This window comes from Micromonospora sp. WMMD980, assembly GCF_029626035.1.
Classification (GTDB): Bacteria; Actinomycetota; Actinomycetes; order Mycobacteriales; family Micromonosporaceae; genus Micromonospora.
In genome coordinates this window covers 5,223,637-5,237,611 of record NZ_JARUBE010000003.1, presented here as the reverse complement: position 1 = coordinate 5,237,611, position 13,975 = coordinate 5,223,637, and the positions used below count along the sequence as shown (strand labels likewise).

Annotated in this window: 13 protein-coding genes and 1 tRNA gene; 8 read left to right on the top strand and 6 right to left on the bottom strand. The window is 69.3% G+C overall.

Annotated elements, in window-relative coordinates; genetic code table 11:
• Nucleotides 1-10: 10 nt before the first annotated feature.
• From O7618_RS24635 to O7618_RS24620, 4 genes are all read right to left on the bottom strand, one after another.
• Nucleotides 11-778, bottom strand: coding sequence for a hypothetical protein (locus tag O7618_RS24635; protein WP_278108496.1), 768 nt, complete (start codon nucleotides 776-778; stop codon nucleotides 11-13).
• 358 nt (nucleotides 779-1,136) lie between these two features.
• Nucleotides 1,137-2,549 (bottom strand): APC family permease, encoded by a 1,413-nt coding sequence (locus O7618_RS24630; RefSeq protein ID WP_278110138.1) that lies wholly within the window; start codon nucleotides 2,547-2,549, stop codon nucleotides 1,137-1,139.
• Between the two features lie 47 nt (nucleotides 2,550-2,596).
• Nucleotides 2,597-2,857, bottom strand: a complete 261-nt coding sequence (locus O7618_RS24625; RefSeq protein ID WP_278108494.1) for a hypothetical protein — start codon at nucleotides 2,855-2,857, stop codon at nucleotides 2,597-2,599.
• A 330-nt stretch (nucleotides 2,858-3,187) separates the two neighbouring features.
• Nucleotides 3,188-3,403, bottom strand: a complete 216-nt coding sequence (locus tag O7618_RS24620; RefSeq protein ID WP_278108493.1) for a hypothetical protein — start codon at nucleotides 3,401-3,403, stop codon at nucleotides 3,188-3,190.
• Between the two features lie 129 nt (nucleotides 3,404-3,532).
• Here O7618_RS24620 and O7618_RS24615 point away from each other — a divergent pair, with 129 nt between their 5' ends.
• The 3 genes from O7618_RS24615 to O7618_RS24605 all read left to right on the top strand — a co-directional run bounded on the left by O7618_RS24615 (nucleotide 3,533) and on the right by O7618_RS24605 (nucleotide 6,650).
• Nucleotides 3,533-4,324, top strand: coding sequence for a GntR family transcriptional regulator (locus O7618_RS24615; protein ID WP_278108492.1), 792 nt, complete (start codon nucleotides 3,533-3,535; stop codon nucleotides 4,322-4,324).
• Nucleotides 4,321-4,875, top strand: coding sequence for a GCN5 family acetyltransferase (locus O7618_RS24610; protein ID WP_278108491.1), 555 nt, complete (start codon nucleotides 4,321-4,323; stop codon nucleotides 4,873-4,875). Before O7618_RS24615 ends, O7618_RS24610 begins: the two co-directional genes overlap by 4 nt.
• A 380-nt stretch (nucleotides 4,876-5,255) precedes the next feature.
• Nucleotides 5,256-6,650, top strand: a complete 1,395-nt coding sequence (locus O7618_RS24605; RefSeq protein WP_278108490.1) for an MFS transporter — start codon at nucleotides 5,256-5,258, stop codon at nucleotides 6,648-6,650.
• Here O7618_RS24605 and O7618_RS24600 read toward each other — a convergent pair.
• Nucleotides 6,600-8,003 (bottom strand): helix-turn-helix transcriptional regulator, encoded by a 1,404-nt coding sequence (locus O7618_RS24600; protein ID WP_278108489.1) that lies wholly within the window; start codon nucleotides 8,001-8,003, stop codon nucleotides 6,600-6,602. The two genes, O7618_RS24605 and O7618_RS24600, sit on opposite strands and share 51 nt — an antisense overlap.
• A gap of 123 nt (nucleotides 8,004-8,126) precedes the next feature.
• Here O7618_RS24600 and O7618_RS24595 point away from each other — a divergent pair, with 123 nt between their 5' ends.
• From O7618_RS24595 to O7618_RS24585, 3 genes are read left to right on the top strand one after another with little or no spacing between them, the layout of a single operon-like run.
• Nucleotides 8,127-9,083 (top strand): cupin domain-containing protein, encoded by a 957-nt coding sequence (locus O7618_RS24595; RefSeq protein ID WP_278108488.1) that lies wholly within the window; start codon nucleotides 8,127-8,129, stop codon nucleotides 9,081-9,083.
• Between the two features lie 56 nt (nucleotides 9,084-9,139).
• A complete protein-coding gene (locus O7618_RS24590; protein ID WP_278108487.1) occupies nucleotides 9,140-9,616 on the top strand; it encodes a hypothetical protein in 477 nt (158 codons plus the stop codon).
• A gap of 15 nt (nucleotides 9,617-9,631) precedes the next feature.
• On the top strand, nucleotides 9,632-10,420 hold the full coding sequence (locus O7618_RS24585; protein ID WP_278108486.1) for a phosphotransferase: 789 nt from the start codon (nucleotides 9,632-9,634) through the stop codon (nucleotides 10,418-10,420).
• 458 nt (nucleotides 10,421-10,878) lie between these two features.
• Here the strand turns inward: O7618_RS24585 and O7618_RS24580 are convergent, their stop codons facing one another.
• Nucleotides 10,879-11,802, bottom strand: coding sequence for a DUF2797 domain-containing protein (locus O7618_RS24580; RefSeq protein ID WP_278108485.1), 924 nt, complete (start codon nucleotides 11,800-11,802; stop codon nucleotides 10,879-10,881).
• 422 nt (nucleotides 11,803-12,224) lie between these two features.
• Between O7618_RS24580 and murG the strand changes: the two genes are divergently transcribed.
• Nucleotides 12,225-13,388, top strand: coding sequence for an undecaprenyldiphospho-muramoylpentapeptide beta-N-acetylglucosaminyltransferase (murG, locus tag O7618_RS24575; protein WP_278108484.1), 1,164 nt, complete (start codon nucleotides 12,225-12,227; stop codon nucleotides 13,386-13,388).
• A gap of 232 nt (nucleotides 13,389-13,620) precedes the next feature.
• Nucleotides 13,621-13,693, top strand: a tRNA-Lys gene (locus O7618_RS24570).
• The last annotated feature ends 282 nt before the right edge of the window (nucleotides 13,694-13,975 follow it).

Genomic DNA, 13,975 nt, shown 5'->3' with positions numbered 1-13,975 from the left:
TCGGCCGCCGTCACACGTCACGTCCGGGGTTCAGGTGAGCGGTCAGCAGATCGTGCAGGGCGGTGAGTCGCTGCCACATCTGCTGGTGGTCGTGATCCCCGCGGCTGGTCAGGTCCGCGTACCGCCGGTAGGAGTCGTAGTGATCGATGTCGACCGGTTGGGTGCAGCGGATGCCGTTGTCCCCGAGCGCGGGATACGCGTCGCGGTCGACCTGCATCGCGGTGTGGTCCACCAGCCGGGCGTAACAGCGGCCAGAGATCTGCTGCGACGCCCCGAAGATGCCCGCAGCTAGGGTCTCGTGCAGGGACGCGGCGATGTCGGACCAGCGGCCCTGGTCGGTGTCGAGCGTGCTCACACCCACACCCAGATACCGCGCCCCGACCGGCAGGTGCACCTGCTCCCCGTTGACCAGTGAGCGGACCCCGTCCAGCGGGTGCCACTGCGGTCCGGCGTTGGCGATGTGCCCCTGGGCGGCGATGATCAGGTCGTCGAGCACGGTCGGCAGATGCCCGGCGTCCGGACCGGCCGGGAACAGGCGACTCGCCGTATGCAGCCGCAGGCCGCCCGGCTCGTGGGGCGCGTCAGCGACGAAGAGGAGCAGGACCGCGTGCGGGCCCAGCGCCGCCCGGGTGCCGAAGCGCCGACTCGCGGACGAGAGGTGCTTGGTGTTGGCGATCTTGAGCCGAGATCCGACCTGCCACCGCAGTGACGCCAGCGTCCTCGCGTCCACCGTCTCGTATCCGAAGCGCGGCTTGGCGGACTGCTGGTCGTCCGCCACGACCGGACCGTTTGCTTCATGCGGCTCGAACACCGGGGCGCGTTCCTGGGCCGGTGGCAACGGTGGCGCTGTCAGATGAGCCGCAGGCGGTTGACCGTAGTGCCCCGGCCATCCGGCATCGGGCGGCCCGCCTGCGCCCACCGGCGGCGGGCCCGCCGGTGATGGGTCAGCCGGCGTGGGATGGTGACGCGCCGGGGATTGCGGGGCCGCGTACGGCGCGGCGGGGTGTCGGTGCACCGGGTGCTGCCGCTGCGGCGGCGGCCCGTAGGACGGTGCGTCTCGGACGGGCTCGCCGTAGTGGCCGCCCTGACGATCGTAGGCGTGCACGGTGTCGGGGTTCGGTCGCATCGCCGGGGCCTCAGATCGACTCGGAGATGTTGTCCGGCACCTGGTTGCGGCGGGGCTGGCCCTGGCCGATCCCGGCCGAGATCTCCGGCCTCGACCGCTGCAACCGGGCGCCCCACGCCGCGCCCACCGCAGCGGTGACCGCCAGGGACGCCGGCAGCAGCAGCGGATACAGCGACCCGGGGGCGGCGCCCAACAGGGAGTCCGCGTTGACGACCATGACCGCCAGCACCACCAGGCCGCCGAGCACGCCGAGTGTCGGCGCGATCCGCCACCGCCACCAACTCCAGCCCTCGCCACGCACCCGGGCCGGGGCCTTCAGTGCGGCCATCGACGCGGCCAGCAGCAGGCACAGCAGCCCCATCGCGCCCAACGCCGACAACCACGAGAACATCACCCGCACCGGGTCCAGCCCCGCGAGGGCGAAGCTGGCGACCACCACAGCGGCGAGGGTCGACTGGGCCAGTGACGCCTCCCGCGGCGCTGCTACCTGCCGGCCGGTCGAGGACTGCGCCAACCATGCGGGCAGCACCTGCTCGCGGCCCATCGCGAACGCATACCTCGCGACCGTGTGGTGGAACACCAGCATCGAGGTGACGATCGCCGCGATCAGCAGCACCTCCGCCAGCAACACGCACCACCCGCCGAGGCGGCCGAGCACCGAGAACGGCAGACCACCGTCGGGGTCCGCCGCGACCGCGGCGACCACCTGGGGGCCGACAGCCACGCCCATCGCCCACGACACCACCACGTACACCCCGCCCAGCAGGAACACCCCACCGACCGTTGCCCGGTAGATCGCGCCGCGATCGGTGGCCTCCTCACCCAGCGACCCCGGAACATCTACACCCATCAGCGCCGCCACACACAACGCGCACGCACCGCCGACACCACCCACCGTCAGCTGCGACACCGAGAACCCCGCCCACGGCGACCCGCCGCCCGACGCCGGCGCACCGAGGCCCGCCACCACGAACGCAACCACCACCAGCAGCGACAGCAGCAGCACCGCCGCCACCACCCGGGTAGACGTCACGATCGTGTGGACCCCGAGCCACCCCACCACGACCAGCGCGGCCAGCGCCCACACCCACCACACCCCGCCCACGGTGGCGGCGGCCACCGACCCGAGCAGGCCGTACAAGCTGATCTGGATCCCGTTGTACGCCAACAGAGCGACTAGGCCGCCTGCCACACCCCACCGCCGGCCCAACCCTGCCGCGAGGATCCCGTAGTACGCAGCCGGATGCCCCACCCGCACGGCCATCGCCGCGTACCCCACCGCGAGCAAGCCGACGACGACGGTCACCGCCACGAACACCAGCGGCAAGGCCACCACACCCGTGGCCGCGAACGTGGTCACGATGCCGCCGACGAGCACCACCAACGGCGCCGACGCCGCGGCGCCCACCACCCGCAACCCCATCGGGGTCGCCGTACCACGCTGCAACGCCACCGGCGCGTACGCCGACCTCACCGGATTTCCCCGATCGGATAGCCGGGGCACGACGCGGAGCGGCAGCCGGACGTCGGGTGATCCTTGACCGCCTGCTCCGACACCGCCACCAGGTACAGCGCCGTCGGCCTGACCGGGCCGCGCCGCCAGTAGCGGCGCTGACCCTCCAGAGCTCTTATGGCGGCCTCGACGTCGTGGGTGTGGCCGAACAGGTCGTGCCGTCCGTCGGGCCACTGCAGGCGCACCGCGACGCCCAGACCGAGCCCGGCCGACGTCACGTCTCCCGCGACCGTGACGGCAGCGCCAAACCCACGAGACCGACGCCGAGTTCTCAGCCACGGCCGTGCACGACGACGCCGTAAGGACGCCCTTGCGCGGAAGCGGGGAATCGCGGACAGCATGAGGGATGCCTCCAACTGATCGAGGATGTGAGGGGGCGACCCGCCCGGTGGTGTGATCCCACCGACGGGTTGGAAGTAGTGCGGACAGCCACCACATTCGTGTGCAGGTAGCGCGGCCGGATCCTTCCCCGACGCCCACCGCGCTCCTGGGTCCGATGGGTGCAGGAACCGCCCGGGCTGGGGGCCTAGGCGAGCCCTGCACCCAGCTCATGTGCCTGACTGCTCCCGCAGGAACTGCGTCACCCGGGCAGCTGAATTCCCGGCGTGCTCGATGAGAGTGAGCAGGGGCGAGTTGGTCTGTTTCTCGCGCAACTCATGTAGATCGGCAGCTCGGTCTAGAGCGGCTAGGTGGATGCGGGCGGCGTCCAAGGCGCGGTTGACGCGCTCCATCTCCCGCGCCGCCTCGCCTGCCTCAACACTCATCGGCGCCCCCTGGTGGTCAATGCCCGACGCTCGGTAACGTTGGATTCATACCAACCATTGCAGTGGAGTGCGACACAGTCAAGCCCATCCCGTTAAATTGGTTGGGACGACATGAGGGAAGGTGTGGGCGTGGCCCAGCAGCCGAAGTACCGCCAAATCGCCGCCGAACTCCGGGAGCAGATCGTCTCGGGCGCTCTTCGTGTGGGGGACCGGCTTCCGACCGAGCCGCAGCTCCAGGAGCAGTACGGTGTGTCGCGCAACACCGTCCGTGACGCCACCGCGCTGCTCGTCAACGAGGGCCTGGTCGAGTCCGTGCCGGGTCGCAGCGGCGGCATGGTGGTGCGCAAGAAGGTCACCCTGACCTTCCACGCCCACCGCGCGGAGATGCCCGGTCCAACTGCCGAGACCGACGCCTGGCGCTCCGAGGTCGAACACCAGGGCTACAAGGCCTCGCAGGACTTCCGGCTCACGATCGAGGTGCTTCCAGCGGAGCTGGCCGAACGCCTACACGTCGCGCCCGAGTCGTCGGCAGTGCTGCGCCGATGCGTCCGCTACGTCAACGGCGAGCCGTCCTCGGTGCAGGACACCTACTACCCGATGGACCTGGCCAACGAGGTGCAGGAGCTGCTCTCACCAAAGGACATCCCACAGGGGACCACCCGCCTGCTCGCCGAGCGCGGCTACTCGCAGACCGGCTACTACGACGAGTACGTCTCGCGCATGCCGACGCCCGAGGAAGCGACGCTGCTCGGGTTGCAGCCCGGCACGACGGTCCTGCTGCACATCCGCACCGGCTACACCGTGAAGCGGCCGGTCCGGGTGTCCATCAATGTGTTCGCCGGTGACCGGAACCGGATCGTCAGCACCCACGGCGACGCCAGCGTCATCGCCTCGTTCCGGCCGGAGGAATCCACACAATGATCATCACGCCCGCCCGGCTGAGCGACGTCGACATCATCATGAGCTGGCGGCGCGAGCGCGTCGCCTGGCTCGCCGCCAGGGGCGAGGAGCAGTGGTCAATCCCGCTGCCGCGCTCCGCCGTGGCATCGACAGTCTCGGCCGGACAGACGTGGATGGTCTGGGAGAACGATGACCCAATCGCCACGATCACCCTGACCGCGTACGTGGACGTCGACAACCTGTGGAAGCCCGACCGCGACCCCGAGGCCCTGTGGTACCCAGAGGACGATCCAGCCGACGCCCTGTACGCAGCGAAAATGATGATCCCGCTGCGCTACGCCGGCGAGAACCTGGGCGGCGAGATGCTGGACTGGGCCGGCGGCCGGGCCTACGAGGCCGGCCTGACATGGCTGCGGCTGGACTCGTGGACGACGAACCACCGGTTGCACGATTACTACCGGCGGCAAGGCTTCCGTCATGTCCGCACTGTGGAGTCACGGGTGTCGGGCGCCTGCTTCCAGCGGCCGTCCCAGCCGTACGCCAGCGGCCGGCTCAAGACCGAGGGAATCTGACCGCCTCGCCGGTTCCGCAACCGCCCCGGCGTGCCCCTCCGCGCTGTGATGAGCCACCCTTTGGCCTCCCGCCATACCCATCACACTCCCATAGCGATCGATCGTGCAGGACACCCCGGGCTCCCGGGCGGCAGTCCCGAGCGGGTTGACGGCGCCCCTAATCAGGGTAGGGCGGGGGCCCAGCATGATGGTGGTCGCAGGTGCGGATCTGTGTCGTCATTTGTGCCAACCTCGTGGGCGCCACCGGTCGGAGGGCGTGGTGTCCCCGCAGGCGGTGCTGACCAGGTTTAGGGTGCCGCGGTGGCCTCCGGTCGGCTCTTGGGTCTGGGCTGCGGGCTTCTGGTCGATGGACCGATTCCTGATCTTTCGGGGGTGGAGCGGTGGGCTATCTGCGACTGCTCGGGGATCGGCGTGTTCTGGTCCTGTGGAGTTCGGGTGCGCTGAGCGCGCTGGGTAATCGGTTGTACGGGCTTGCCGTGATGTGGGTGGTCTATGCGGCGACCGGTTCGGCTTCGCTGATGGGCCTGGTTGCGGTGGTTGAGTCGGTGCCCTACATCGTGCTCGGCACGGTGGGTCGGCGGTTGGTGGCCCGGTGTGCCTCGTTCGGGCGCCTGGCGGTCTTGGATGCTGGCCGGGCGCTGGTTACCTGCGCGATCCCGCTGCTCTCGACATCAGACCGTGGCGGGATGGTCGTGCTGCTCGCCCTGGTCGCGGTTCTCGGCGCGCTGGGTGCCCTGTTCGACCCGGCGCTCGGGGCGTTGACGCCGGAGATCGTTGGGGAGGGGCAGGTCCGGCAGGTCACTGCGCTCGTTGATTTGACCACGCGGCTCGCGGCGATCGTCGGGCCGGGTTGTGTGGGTCTGATCCTCCTGGTCGTCTCTGAGCCGCAGCTGTTCGTGCTCGATGGGGTCACCTTCGCCGTGTCGGCGTTGGCGCTGTGCTGGCTCGGGGCGCACACGCGCCGCGCGACCTCGACGCGTGCGGTCGTCGGTCCGTCGGGGGCCGGGCGGGCACGGGCGGAGGCTCCGGCGGCGTGGCCGGTGCTGCGCGCGTATCCGGGTGTCGCGGTGGCTATTGCCCTGCACGGCGCCGGGTTTTTCGTGGCGGCGGTGACGGCGCTCGGGATCCCGGCGGTCCTGGTGGCTCGGCTGGGACAGGGGGCCGGCGGTTACGGGTTGGTCCTGGCAGCGATTGGTGCGGGCGCTCTGGCCGGCAACGTCGTAGTGGGGAATCTGCGCGCGCGGCGGTGGCTTCGGGTTTACTGCGGGGCTTGGGCGGTGACCGGAGTGGCGCTGGTCGGGATCAGCGTTGCTCGGTCGCTGCCGCTGGTCATGGCATGTGGGGTGCTGTCTGGGCTGGCGTCGCCGTTCGCCGCGGTGACGTTGCGGACCCGGCTGTCCCGGTTCACACCAGCGGTGCGGCTGCGGTTGCTGACGGTGGACCAGACCTTGATCCGTACGGCGGGCACCGCGGGGATGCTCGTGCTGCCTTTCGCGATCGACGCGGCCCCGGCGGGTGCGTTCGCTGGGGCCGGAGTGTTCCTGGTCGTCATGGCGGGGTGTGCTGGGCTGGTTGGGCGTCGGGCCCGGGTGACGGTGCGGGCGCTGCCCGCCGCTGCGGTGCGGGTGCCGGGCCATTGCACTGGGACTGCGAAAGCTCCGCGTAGAGCTGCTCCATCTCGGCGACCTGGTCATGCGGGACTCACCCCTGCCGCTGGCGGCTGGTCACCGCTGCCCCTCGACGTTGCGACCGAGCGTGGCGATCACCTCGTGTAGCTCGCGGCACCCTGGTGTGGTCGGGAAACGCGCTGTTAGGGCGCTGTCGAGTGCGCGAAGTTCCTCACAGATGCGGGCGGAGCCTGTGAGCTGTGCTGCTGAGGCGCTGCGCATTCCGAGTGCGATGGCCCGCTCGGGTTCTGGGTCTGTCGTTGCCAGGACGGTGTTGGCGAGTTTGGCCAGCAGGTGGCCTCGATCCCGACGGAGGTGCTCGCCTGTTGCCTTGATCTTGGCTTCGAGGATGCGGACGGCCGTGGCTGCCTGCCCGCAGGCCCGGTAGCCGACAGCGGATTGTTCATCCAGCTCGCCCAGGCTGTATTGGTGCAGGTAGACCGGCGCGTCGGGCTCGACTTCGGTGGGGTAGTCGCGCAGTAGCGTGCGCGCGTGTTCGAGTTTCCGCTGGAATCGGGTGGCGTCGCCGTAGAGGGCCCAACCGCGGGCTTCCTGCTGCGTAGCCAGCGCCTGCAGGCGAGGGCTCGTCGCGCCGGGTACCTTGCCTGCGGCGGCAGCGAGTTCAATGACGTCGCGGGCATCGTTGTCGAGCAGCGCGATGTTCGCTTTGCGGATCATTAGGTATGCCACCGTGGCGTAGTCGCCGGTGGCCTGGGCCCACTGTCCGGCGCGGTCGGACCAGTATCGGGCTGCGGTGGTGTCGCCGAGGTCTTGGTGCAGCCAGCCGGCGAACTCGCCGTACTGTGCGAGCAGCCGCAGCACGGGCGCGGTGCTGCCGGGTGGGGCGGTACGTCGGAGCTGGTCGAGGACTCTGATCTGGGCAACGGTGGTTCCGATCAACTGGCGGGGACCGAGCATCTTGTCCGCGGTGAAGTGCTCGGTCAGCAGCCGCCCGAAGTAGTCGAGCGCCTGTGGATCCACCGCCTTGTCGCCGGCGAGTACCTTCGCGACGCGGTCGGCTTGATCGGGGTCGGTGACGCCGGCTGGCAGGATTGTGCGGAGCAGGCCGCTGGCCATGAGCTCGCCGAGCTGGCGTCGAGACAGCTTCACCAAAACCGTCCTCCCGTCCGGCGTCCGCAACTGCAAGGTCACGCTATCGCCTTGACCGTCATCGGGGTGCAGGCCGGCCAGCGGAATGGTCGTGCGTCTTCTCGCCGACGCTGCGCCGGCCGGGGCCAGGGAGCGCAACAGCATCAGCAGGCCGCCGGCATTCAGTGCGGTGTCGATGCCTTCGACCCACTCGGTGGCGGGCAGATGCTCGCCGTGCTCGACGCGGCACAGTCGGCTGTAGTCGTAGCGGGCCCGCGCGGCGAGGGCCCGCAAACTCATGCCCGCCTCCGTGCGCAGGTGGTGCAGGACCACGCCGAATACGTGGCGTACGGCGTCGCTGTCTGCCTCCATGCAGGGGAGCCTCCGATCCAGTGCCGCCGATGTTGCCGCAACACTGGTCCACTTCTCAACCGCCGGCCCGGCGACGACGCTGGGTGCATCGGACAGACGACCGGCTCGTTCCGGAGGAGCGAAATGTCCCTCACGATGTTCTTCGACAAGGTCACGGTTGGCGAGATGATGACCACCTGGCCGACCACGCCGGCGCTTCATCAGTTGCCCGACGACAGCTGCGTCCTTCGCACCATCAACGCAGACCTGATCAACGGCTACCTCCACACCGGCACGGCGCCAGCAGAACAGCTCATCGTGATCAAGGGCGGGGCGGCGCTGCACACCCGGGCGTACACCACGAACGGCTACGCCGACCCGGACAAGATCGCGAAGTGGCGCGGCCGCGGTTACACCGTCCAGCTGCGCAACCTGAACCGCTGGTGTCCAGCGGTGCATGCGATCTGCTGGGCGATCCAGGACGAGACGGGGTACGGCTGCTACGCGAGCGGCTTCGTTACCCCCGGCGGGGGGCAGGGGTTGTATCACCACTGGGACCAGAACCTGGGCCTGATTTACCAGATGGCCGGTCACAAGACCTGGCAGATCTGGCAGCCCGAGGTCGAGGAACCTCACGATACGCACTTCGCGTCCAACACCTCACCGGGCAGCGATGTCATCGACCGCTTGAAATCGAGGCGTCCCGACTTCGAGTTCGACCTCGGCCCCGGTCAGGTCTTGGTGCTGCCGCGCGGCTGGATGCACAACCCGCACGCTCGGGGCCAGACGCAGGACAGCGTCCACGTGACGTTCGTGGCCCGCGAACTCACCGGCTTTTGGATCGCCGGGAAGCTGACCCAGGCCGCGCTCACTTCGACGCCGCTGCGGCAGGCAATCCCACCCGCCGGTGTTGTAGACGCCGCCGCCTTCGCCGTTCAGGTCGCCAGAGCACGAGACTTGCTCACGCAGTGGCTGGCCGGCGCCGATGTCGACGCCCTGGCCGCCGCTCTGCTGCAGGCGGCACGCACCGAGCCGAACGCGGACTACGTCTCTGACGCACCGCCACCTCGCTCCACCGGCCGCCACCCATCGGCCCGTTGATTCGGGACTTCTCCGGCGCACCGGGCGCCGGCGATCCATACACCCAAGGAGGAGTCGTGACCGTCACGACCGCACTGCCGGTCCAGGCCGACCAGGACCCCCAGACCCTCGTCGACCCGGAGACCTTCGACAAGCTCGCCGTGCACTTCGCCGCCGTGCAACAGGTCACCAATGCCTATGCCCGGCGGGCGATCGGGCAGATGCTGCTCATGCTGAGGGCGCACGCCGACTCGCAGCACGACCCGGACTTCGGCCGGCTGCTGCCCGACGGCCGGTCGTACCGCGTCGTCCCGACCGAGCCCGTCGACGCGGCCTGGCACGTGTCGTTGCAACACACCGAGCCGTACGCCGCCGCCTGCCAGCAGATCGCGGGTAACTTCGTACACCACGTGCCGATCCTGACCGAGGGCATGGCGGACGGCTCCTCCATCGCGTACACCCGCCAAGCCCTGGCGGCGACCGGCTACCACATCGACCCGGAGTTCTGGGACGGCGAGGCGAAGTCGTGCTGCCCGCCGAACCCGGGGATCTGAGAGGGCTACTAACCGATGCGCAGTGACTGGAGTGTGCTACCCGAGGCCGTCACGAAAGGGATAGCCGACCGGGTCGGCGACACGCACATCACCCCCGCTACGACCGGTGACCACGCGGAGATCGCCGCGACCGTCACCGGAACGAACGGGACGGTGTTCGTCAAAGCCGCCCACACCGACTTCGGTGTCCGTTCACTGCGCTTCGAACTGCGGGTGAGTGAGGCCGTCAGCTGGTCTCACTCACCCGCCGTCGAGTGGCACTTCGAGACGGCTGGCTGGTTGGTGGTGGGCTTCGAGCACTGCGACGGCCGACACGCCGACCTGTCGCCCGGAAGCGCCGATCTGGATCTTCTCAGTGACGCGCTGACGATTCTCGGCAAGACACAAGCACCCGATGTGCCGCTTTTCAGTCCGACCGCACGGCTCGGGTTCGCACACCCAGCCATGCACGGCCACACCCTCGTTCACACCGACCTCGGCCCGGCCAACCTGATCGTGGCCCCACGCGGCCTGCAGATCGTCGATTGGGCGATGGCGACCAAGGCCGCACCATGGGTTGAGCTGGCCATGCTCACCCAATGGTTGATCAGCGCCGGGCACACGCCGCACCAGGCTGAACGGTGGCTAGCGCGACACCCCTCCTGGAGGCTGACCGATTCAGACGCGTTGGACTACTTCGCGACGAAGAACGCGCAGAAATGGGCGTCGAAATCGGCGGGATCGACCACGGCTTGGATGCACGACCTCGCAGCTTGGACGTCGCAGTGGGCGGCCTACCGCTGCCAGACCGGCACGACTGGTTGACTGGCACACAAAGCAGGGCGCCGCCCCGCCGCTGGTCCTCCAGCCGCACTCGCCTGATCTAACGTTTTAGCAGCTCCCGAAGATGGCGGTGACGCTGGGGACCCGGCTGTCCCGGATCGCGCTAGCAGTGCGGCTGCGGTTGCTGACGGTGGACCAGACCGTGATCCGTACGGCGGGCACCGCGGGGATGCTCGTGCTGCCTTTCGCGATCGACGCGGCCCCTGCGGGTGCGTTCGCTGCAGCCGGAGTGTTCCTGGTCGTCGTGGCGGGGTGTGCTGGGCTGGTTGGGCGTCGGGCCCGGGTCACGGTGCGGGCGCTGCCCGCCGCTCCGGCGCCTGCTTCCAGTGGCCGTCCCAGCCGTACACCAGCGGCCGTAGGCGAGAGTGTCCGCCGTGGTGGTCTTCCCGGAGCCGGGCATGCCTTCCAGGACGACGAGTCTGCCCGCCCGGAGGTGAGGGCTAGAAGAGCGCTTCGGGGACGTGCTGCTGGTCATGGGCTGCTGCCGGGTTGAGGGGGCGCATCGGAGGCGCAGCGGCGCCGCGGACGTCCGCGCGGGTGAGGATCCAGCCGGCGAGGGTGCGCGTGTTCAGCAGGCCCGGCCCGGTGATCGTGTCGAGGATCAGGTCGCTGCCGGCCACGACGCTGATCCGACCGACAAGCGTGACGCCGTCGCGCAGCGCCGCGATCTCCCGAGCGGACGCAAGTGGCGGCGTGGTCAGGCCGTAGGTCGCGGCGAGGTCGTGGATGCGCGGCTGCCGAATGGTGAGCCGGGCATCTCCGCCGATGTGCGAAACGGCGCGGTGCCACGCGTCGCGGAGCTGCTCCACGCGCTGCTCTGGGTCGCCGAGGTGCCACCACGCGCTGACCTTGCGGTCTCGGCGGATCGACTCTCTGCACTCGCCGAGCCCACTGATCAGCCGTTCCGCGCGCCGCACCGCTGGTAGCGGTCCCTCGGCGAGCCAGGCGAAGGTGATGGCAGCCTGTTCGGTGAGCCGGTCGTTGCCGCGCTCCAGGGCAGTGAGCCCCACCTTGATCAGCCCGGGTGCGAACCAGGCGAGGTACAGCCCGAACGTGCGAGGGTCGGTGAGCTCATCTCCGCGGGCGAACCGGCGGCCCGGGTCCGCGGCCTGGCACGGCGGGCACTGGCTACCGGCGGCATCCAACTCGATGTGGTGACGATGCGGGCACAGCTGCTGTCGGCGGGTCTCGCGGTTCCAGATGCCGATGCATCGGCGAGGTCCGTGCAGGTGCCAGCCGACGAGCTGCCCGACCGCGAGCGGCTGGTGGCGGGTCGTGCCGTCCGCGGCCGCGAGCGCCAGGTTGGCGCTACCCGATGTCCAGACGATCCCGGTATTGAGCAATGCATTGTTCGGCTGCGGCACGGTCCTACCTCCCGTACAGGTAGTCGCAAGTTCTTCCTGATCAGGTGCACGACGTCACAGAGCGCGTCACCCGGAGAGTCCGGCACGTGCAGGTGGTTGCGCAACATGTCGCCGCCGGCGAGTCGCCCCCGGACGCCCATCTTCAAGTCCTTTGGATTCCGGGCTGCGTCGCTGCCGAGCAGCAGCGCGTACACCGTCACCGGCGTGCTAGTGAGGTACGCGTCCTGCCGGCGACGTACCCGGCGCCGAAGTACCCGACCCCTGGGGAGCATCCTCCGCCGAGTTCACCGCCTGCGCCGCCATGATCGAGCAGGCGGCCGACTACCACCTCCGATAGCCACGAGACACCCGCAACACGCGCATACCACCCGCTAAACTGCCTCGATCGCGTCCGGCACCGAACCCCCGGAGTGGTAACCCGCATGGCCCTCTACAGCGCCCAACGCCTACGCCGCCTACGCCTGCTCGTCACCGGCGGCGGCACCGGCGGACACACCTACCCGGCGCTGACCGCCATCGTCACACTCCAAGAACGGCTCGCCGAAGCCCACGCGACCCCCGAACTCCTCTGGGTCGGCGTCGCCGACGGTCTCGAAGCCACCATCGCCCAACGCCACCACATCCCGTTCAAGGCGATCACCACCGGGAAACTGCGACGCTCACCCAACCCCCGCGAACTCGGCCGCAACATCGTCGACGCCTTCCGCATCCCCATCGGCATCGCGCAAGCCGCCCTCACCGTCGCCCGCACCCGCCCCGCCGTCATCCTCAGCACCGGCGGCTACGTCTCCGTCCCCATCGGCCTCGCCGCGAGGCTCTTCGGCGTCCCCTACCTACTACACGAACAAACACTCATCCTCGGCCTGGCCAACCGCATCCTCGCCCGCGTCGCCACCCGCATCCTGCTCAGCCACGAAGCATCCCTAGACCACCTGGCCCCCCGCGCCCGCCAACGCGCCGTCGTCACCGGTAACCCCATCCGGCCCGCCGTCCTCCGCGGCAATCCCGCGAAGGCCCTCACCGCCTACGACCTGAACCCCGACGTACCCCTCGTCCTGGTCACCGGCGGCGCTTCCGGCGCCCAACAGATCAACAGACTGGTCGCCCAGGCGCTACCGCACCTCCTCGCCCACTGCCAGATCGTGCACCAATGCGGCAGCCTCAACCACGCCGAGATGCAGCAGGCCGCCCGCGACCTACCTCCACCACTCGCATCCCGCTACCGCGTCATCGACTTCATCCACGACGACATGCCCGACCTCCTCGCCGCCGCCACCGTCGTCGTCGCCCGCAGCGGCGCCGGCACCGTCGCCGAACTCACCGCCCTCGGCAAACCCAGCATCCTCATCCCCTACCCCCACTCCGCAGGCGACGAGCAACGCATCACCGCCCGACACCTCACCAACACCGGTGCCGCAGTCATGCTCGACGGCGACCAAGCCACCCCCGAACACCTCACCCACACCCTCACCCACCTCCTAACCAACCCCGAACACCGCACCGCCATGGCCCACGCCGCAGCCGCGCAAGGCCGCCCAGACGCCGCCGGCCAAGTCGTCACCGAAATCCTGCGCGCCGCCGCATAACCCAGGGGCCGACGCCCTGCACCACCTCATCGACAACCACCCCGGGCGACCGCCGTGCTCTACCTCGAGGTGTCCGACGACGAAACCGTCCGCCGCCACCTCGCCCGGCCTTGAACATCCCGATCACCGCCGAGCAGATGCGCCAGTGGTACAGCCACCCCGACCTGCTCGACGTCCCCCGGATAAGCCGTGCGCCTTCCTGGCAGAGCCTCAGGTAGCCTTGTGGCGTGAGGGGCCGCTAGCTCAATCGGTAGAGCTGCTGACTTTTAATCAGTAGGTTCGGGGTTCGAGCCCCCGGCGGCCCACCCAAAAAGCGCCTTTTACCTGCGCATATAGCCAGACATCTTCTTGATGAGTGTAGATGTAGTCGCTTTGCGTCGCGGCGGATCGCGCTAAGTCACCGTCTGTCAGCCGTGAGAACTTCGATCCCTCCGTGGGTATCGCCTAGCCTGACGAATATGAGTGATCACTTGCGGGCTGCTGGTGCTCGCCGCGCAGGCGCAGGAGCGTGGCCGGATGAGCAGTGTCGGTCTTGTCACCAGCCGTAACCCAAGGACGGCCCTGAGCCAATCTTGTGGGCTGCACGG

Bases quoted from the DNA above. Each gene is read 5' to 3' on its own strand.
- O7618_RS24630 (WP_278110138.1), bottom strand. From the start codon at position 2,549: ATGGGGTTGCGGGTGGTGGGCGCCGCGGCGTCGGCGCCGTTGGTGGTG.
- O7618_RS24620 (WP_278108493.1), bottom strand. From the start codon at position 3,403: ATGAGTGTTGAGGCAGGCGAGGCGGCGCGGGAGATGGAGCGCGTCAAC.
- O7618_RS24610 (WP_278108491.1), top strand. From the start codon at position 4,321: ATGATCATCACGCCCGCCCGGCTGAGCGACGTCGACATCATCATGAGC.
- O7618_RS24600 (WP_278108489.1), bottom strand. From the start codon at position 8,003: ATGGAGGCAGACAGCGACGCCGTACGCCACGTATTCGGCGTGGTCCTG.
- O7618_RS24595 (WP_278108488.1), top strand. From the start codon at position 8,127: ATGTCCCTCACGATGTTCTTCGACAAGGTCACGGTTGGCGAGATGATG.
- O7618_RS24585 (WP_278108486.1), top strand. From the start codon at position 9,632: ATGCGCAGTGACTGGAGTGTGCTACCCGAGGCCGTCACGAAAGGGATA.
- murG (WP_278108484.1), top strand. From the start codon at position 12,225: ATGGCCCTCTACAGCGCCCAACGCCTACGCCGCCTACGCCTGCTCGTC.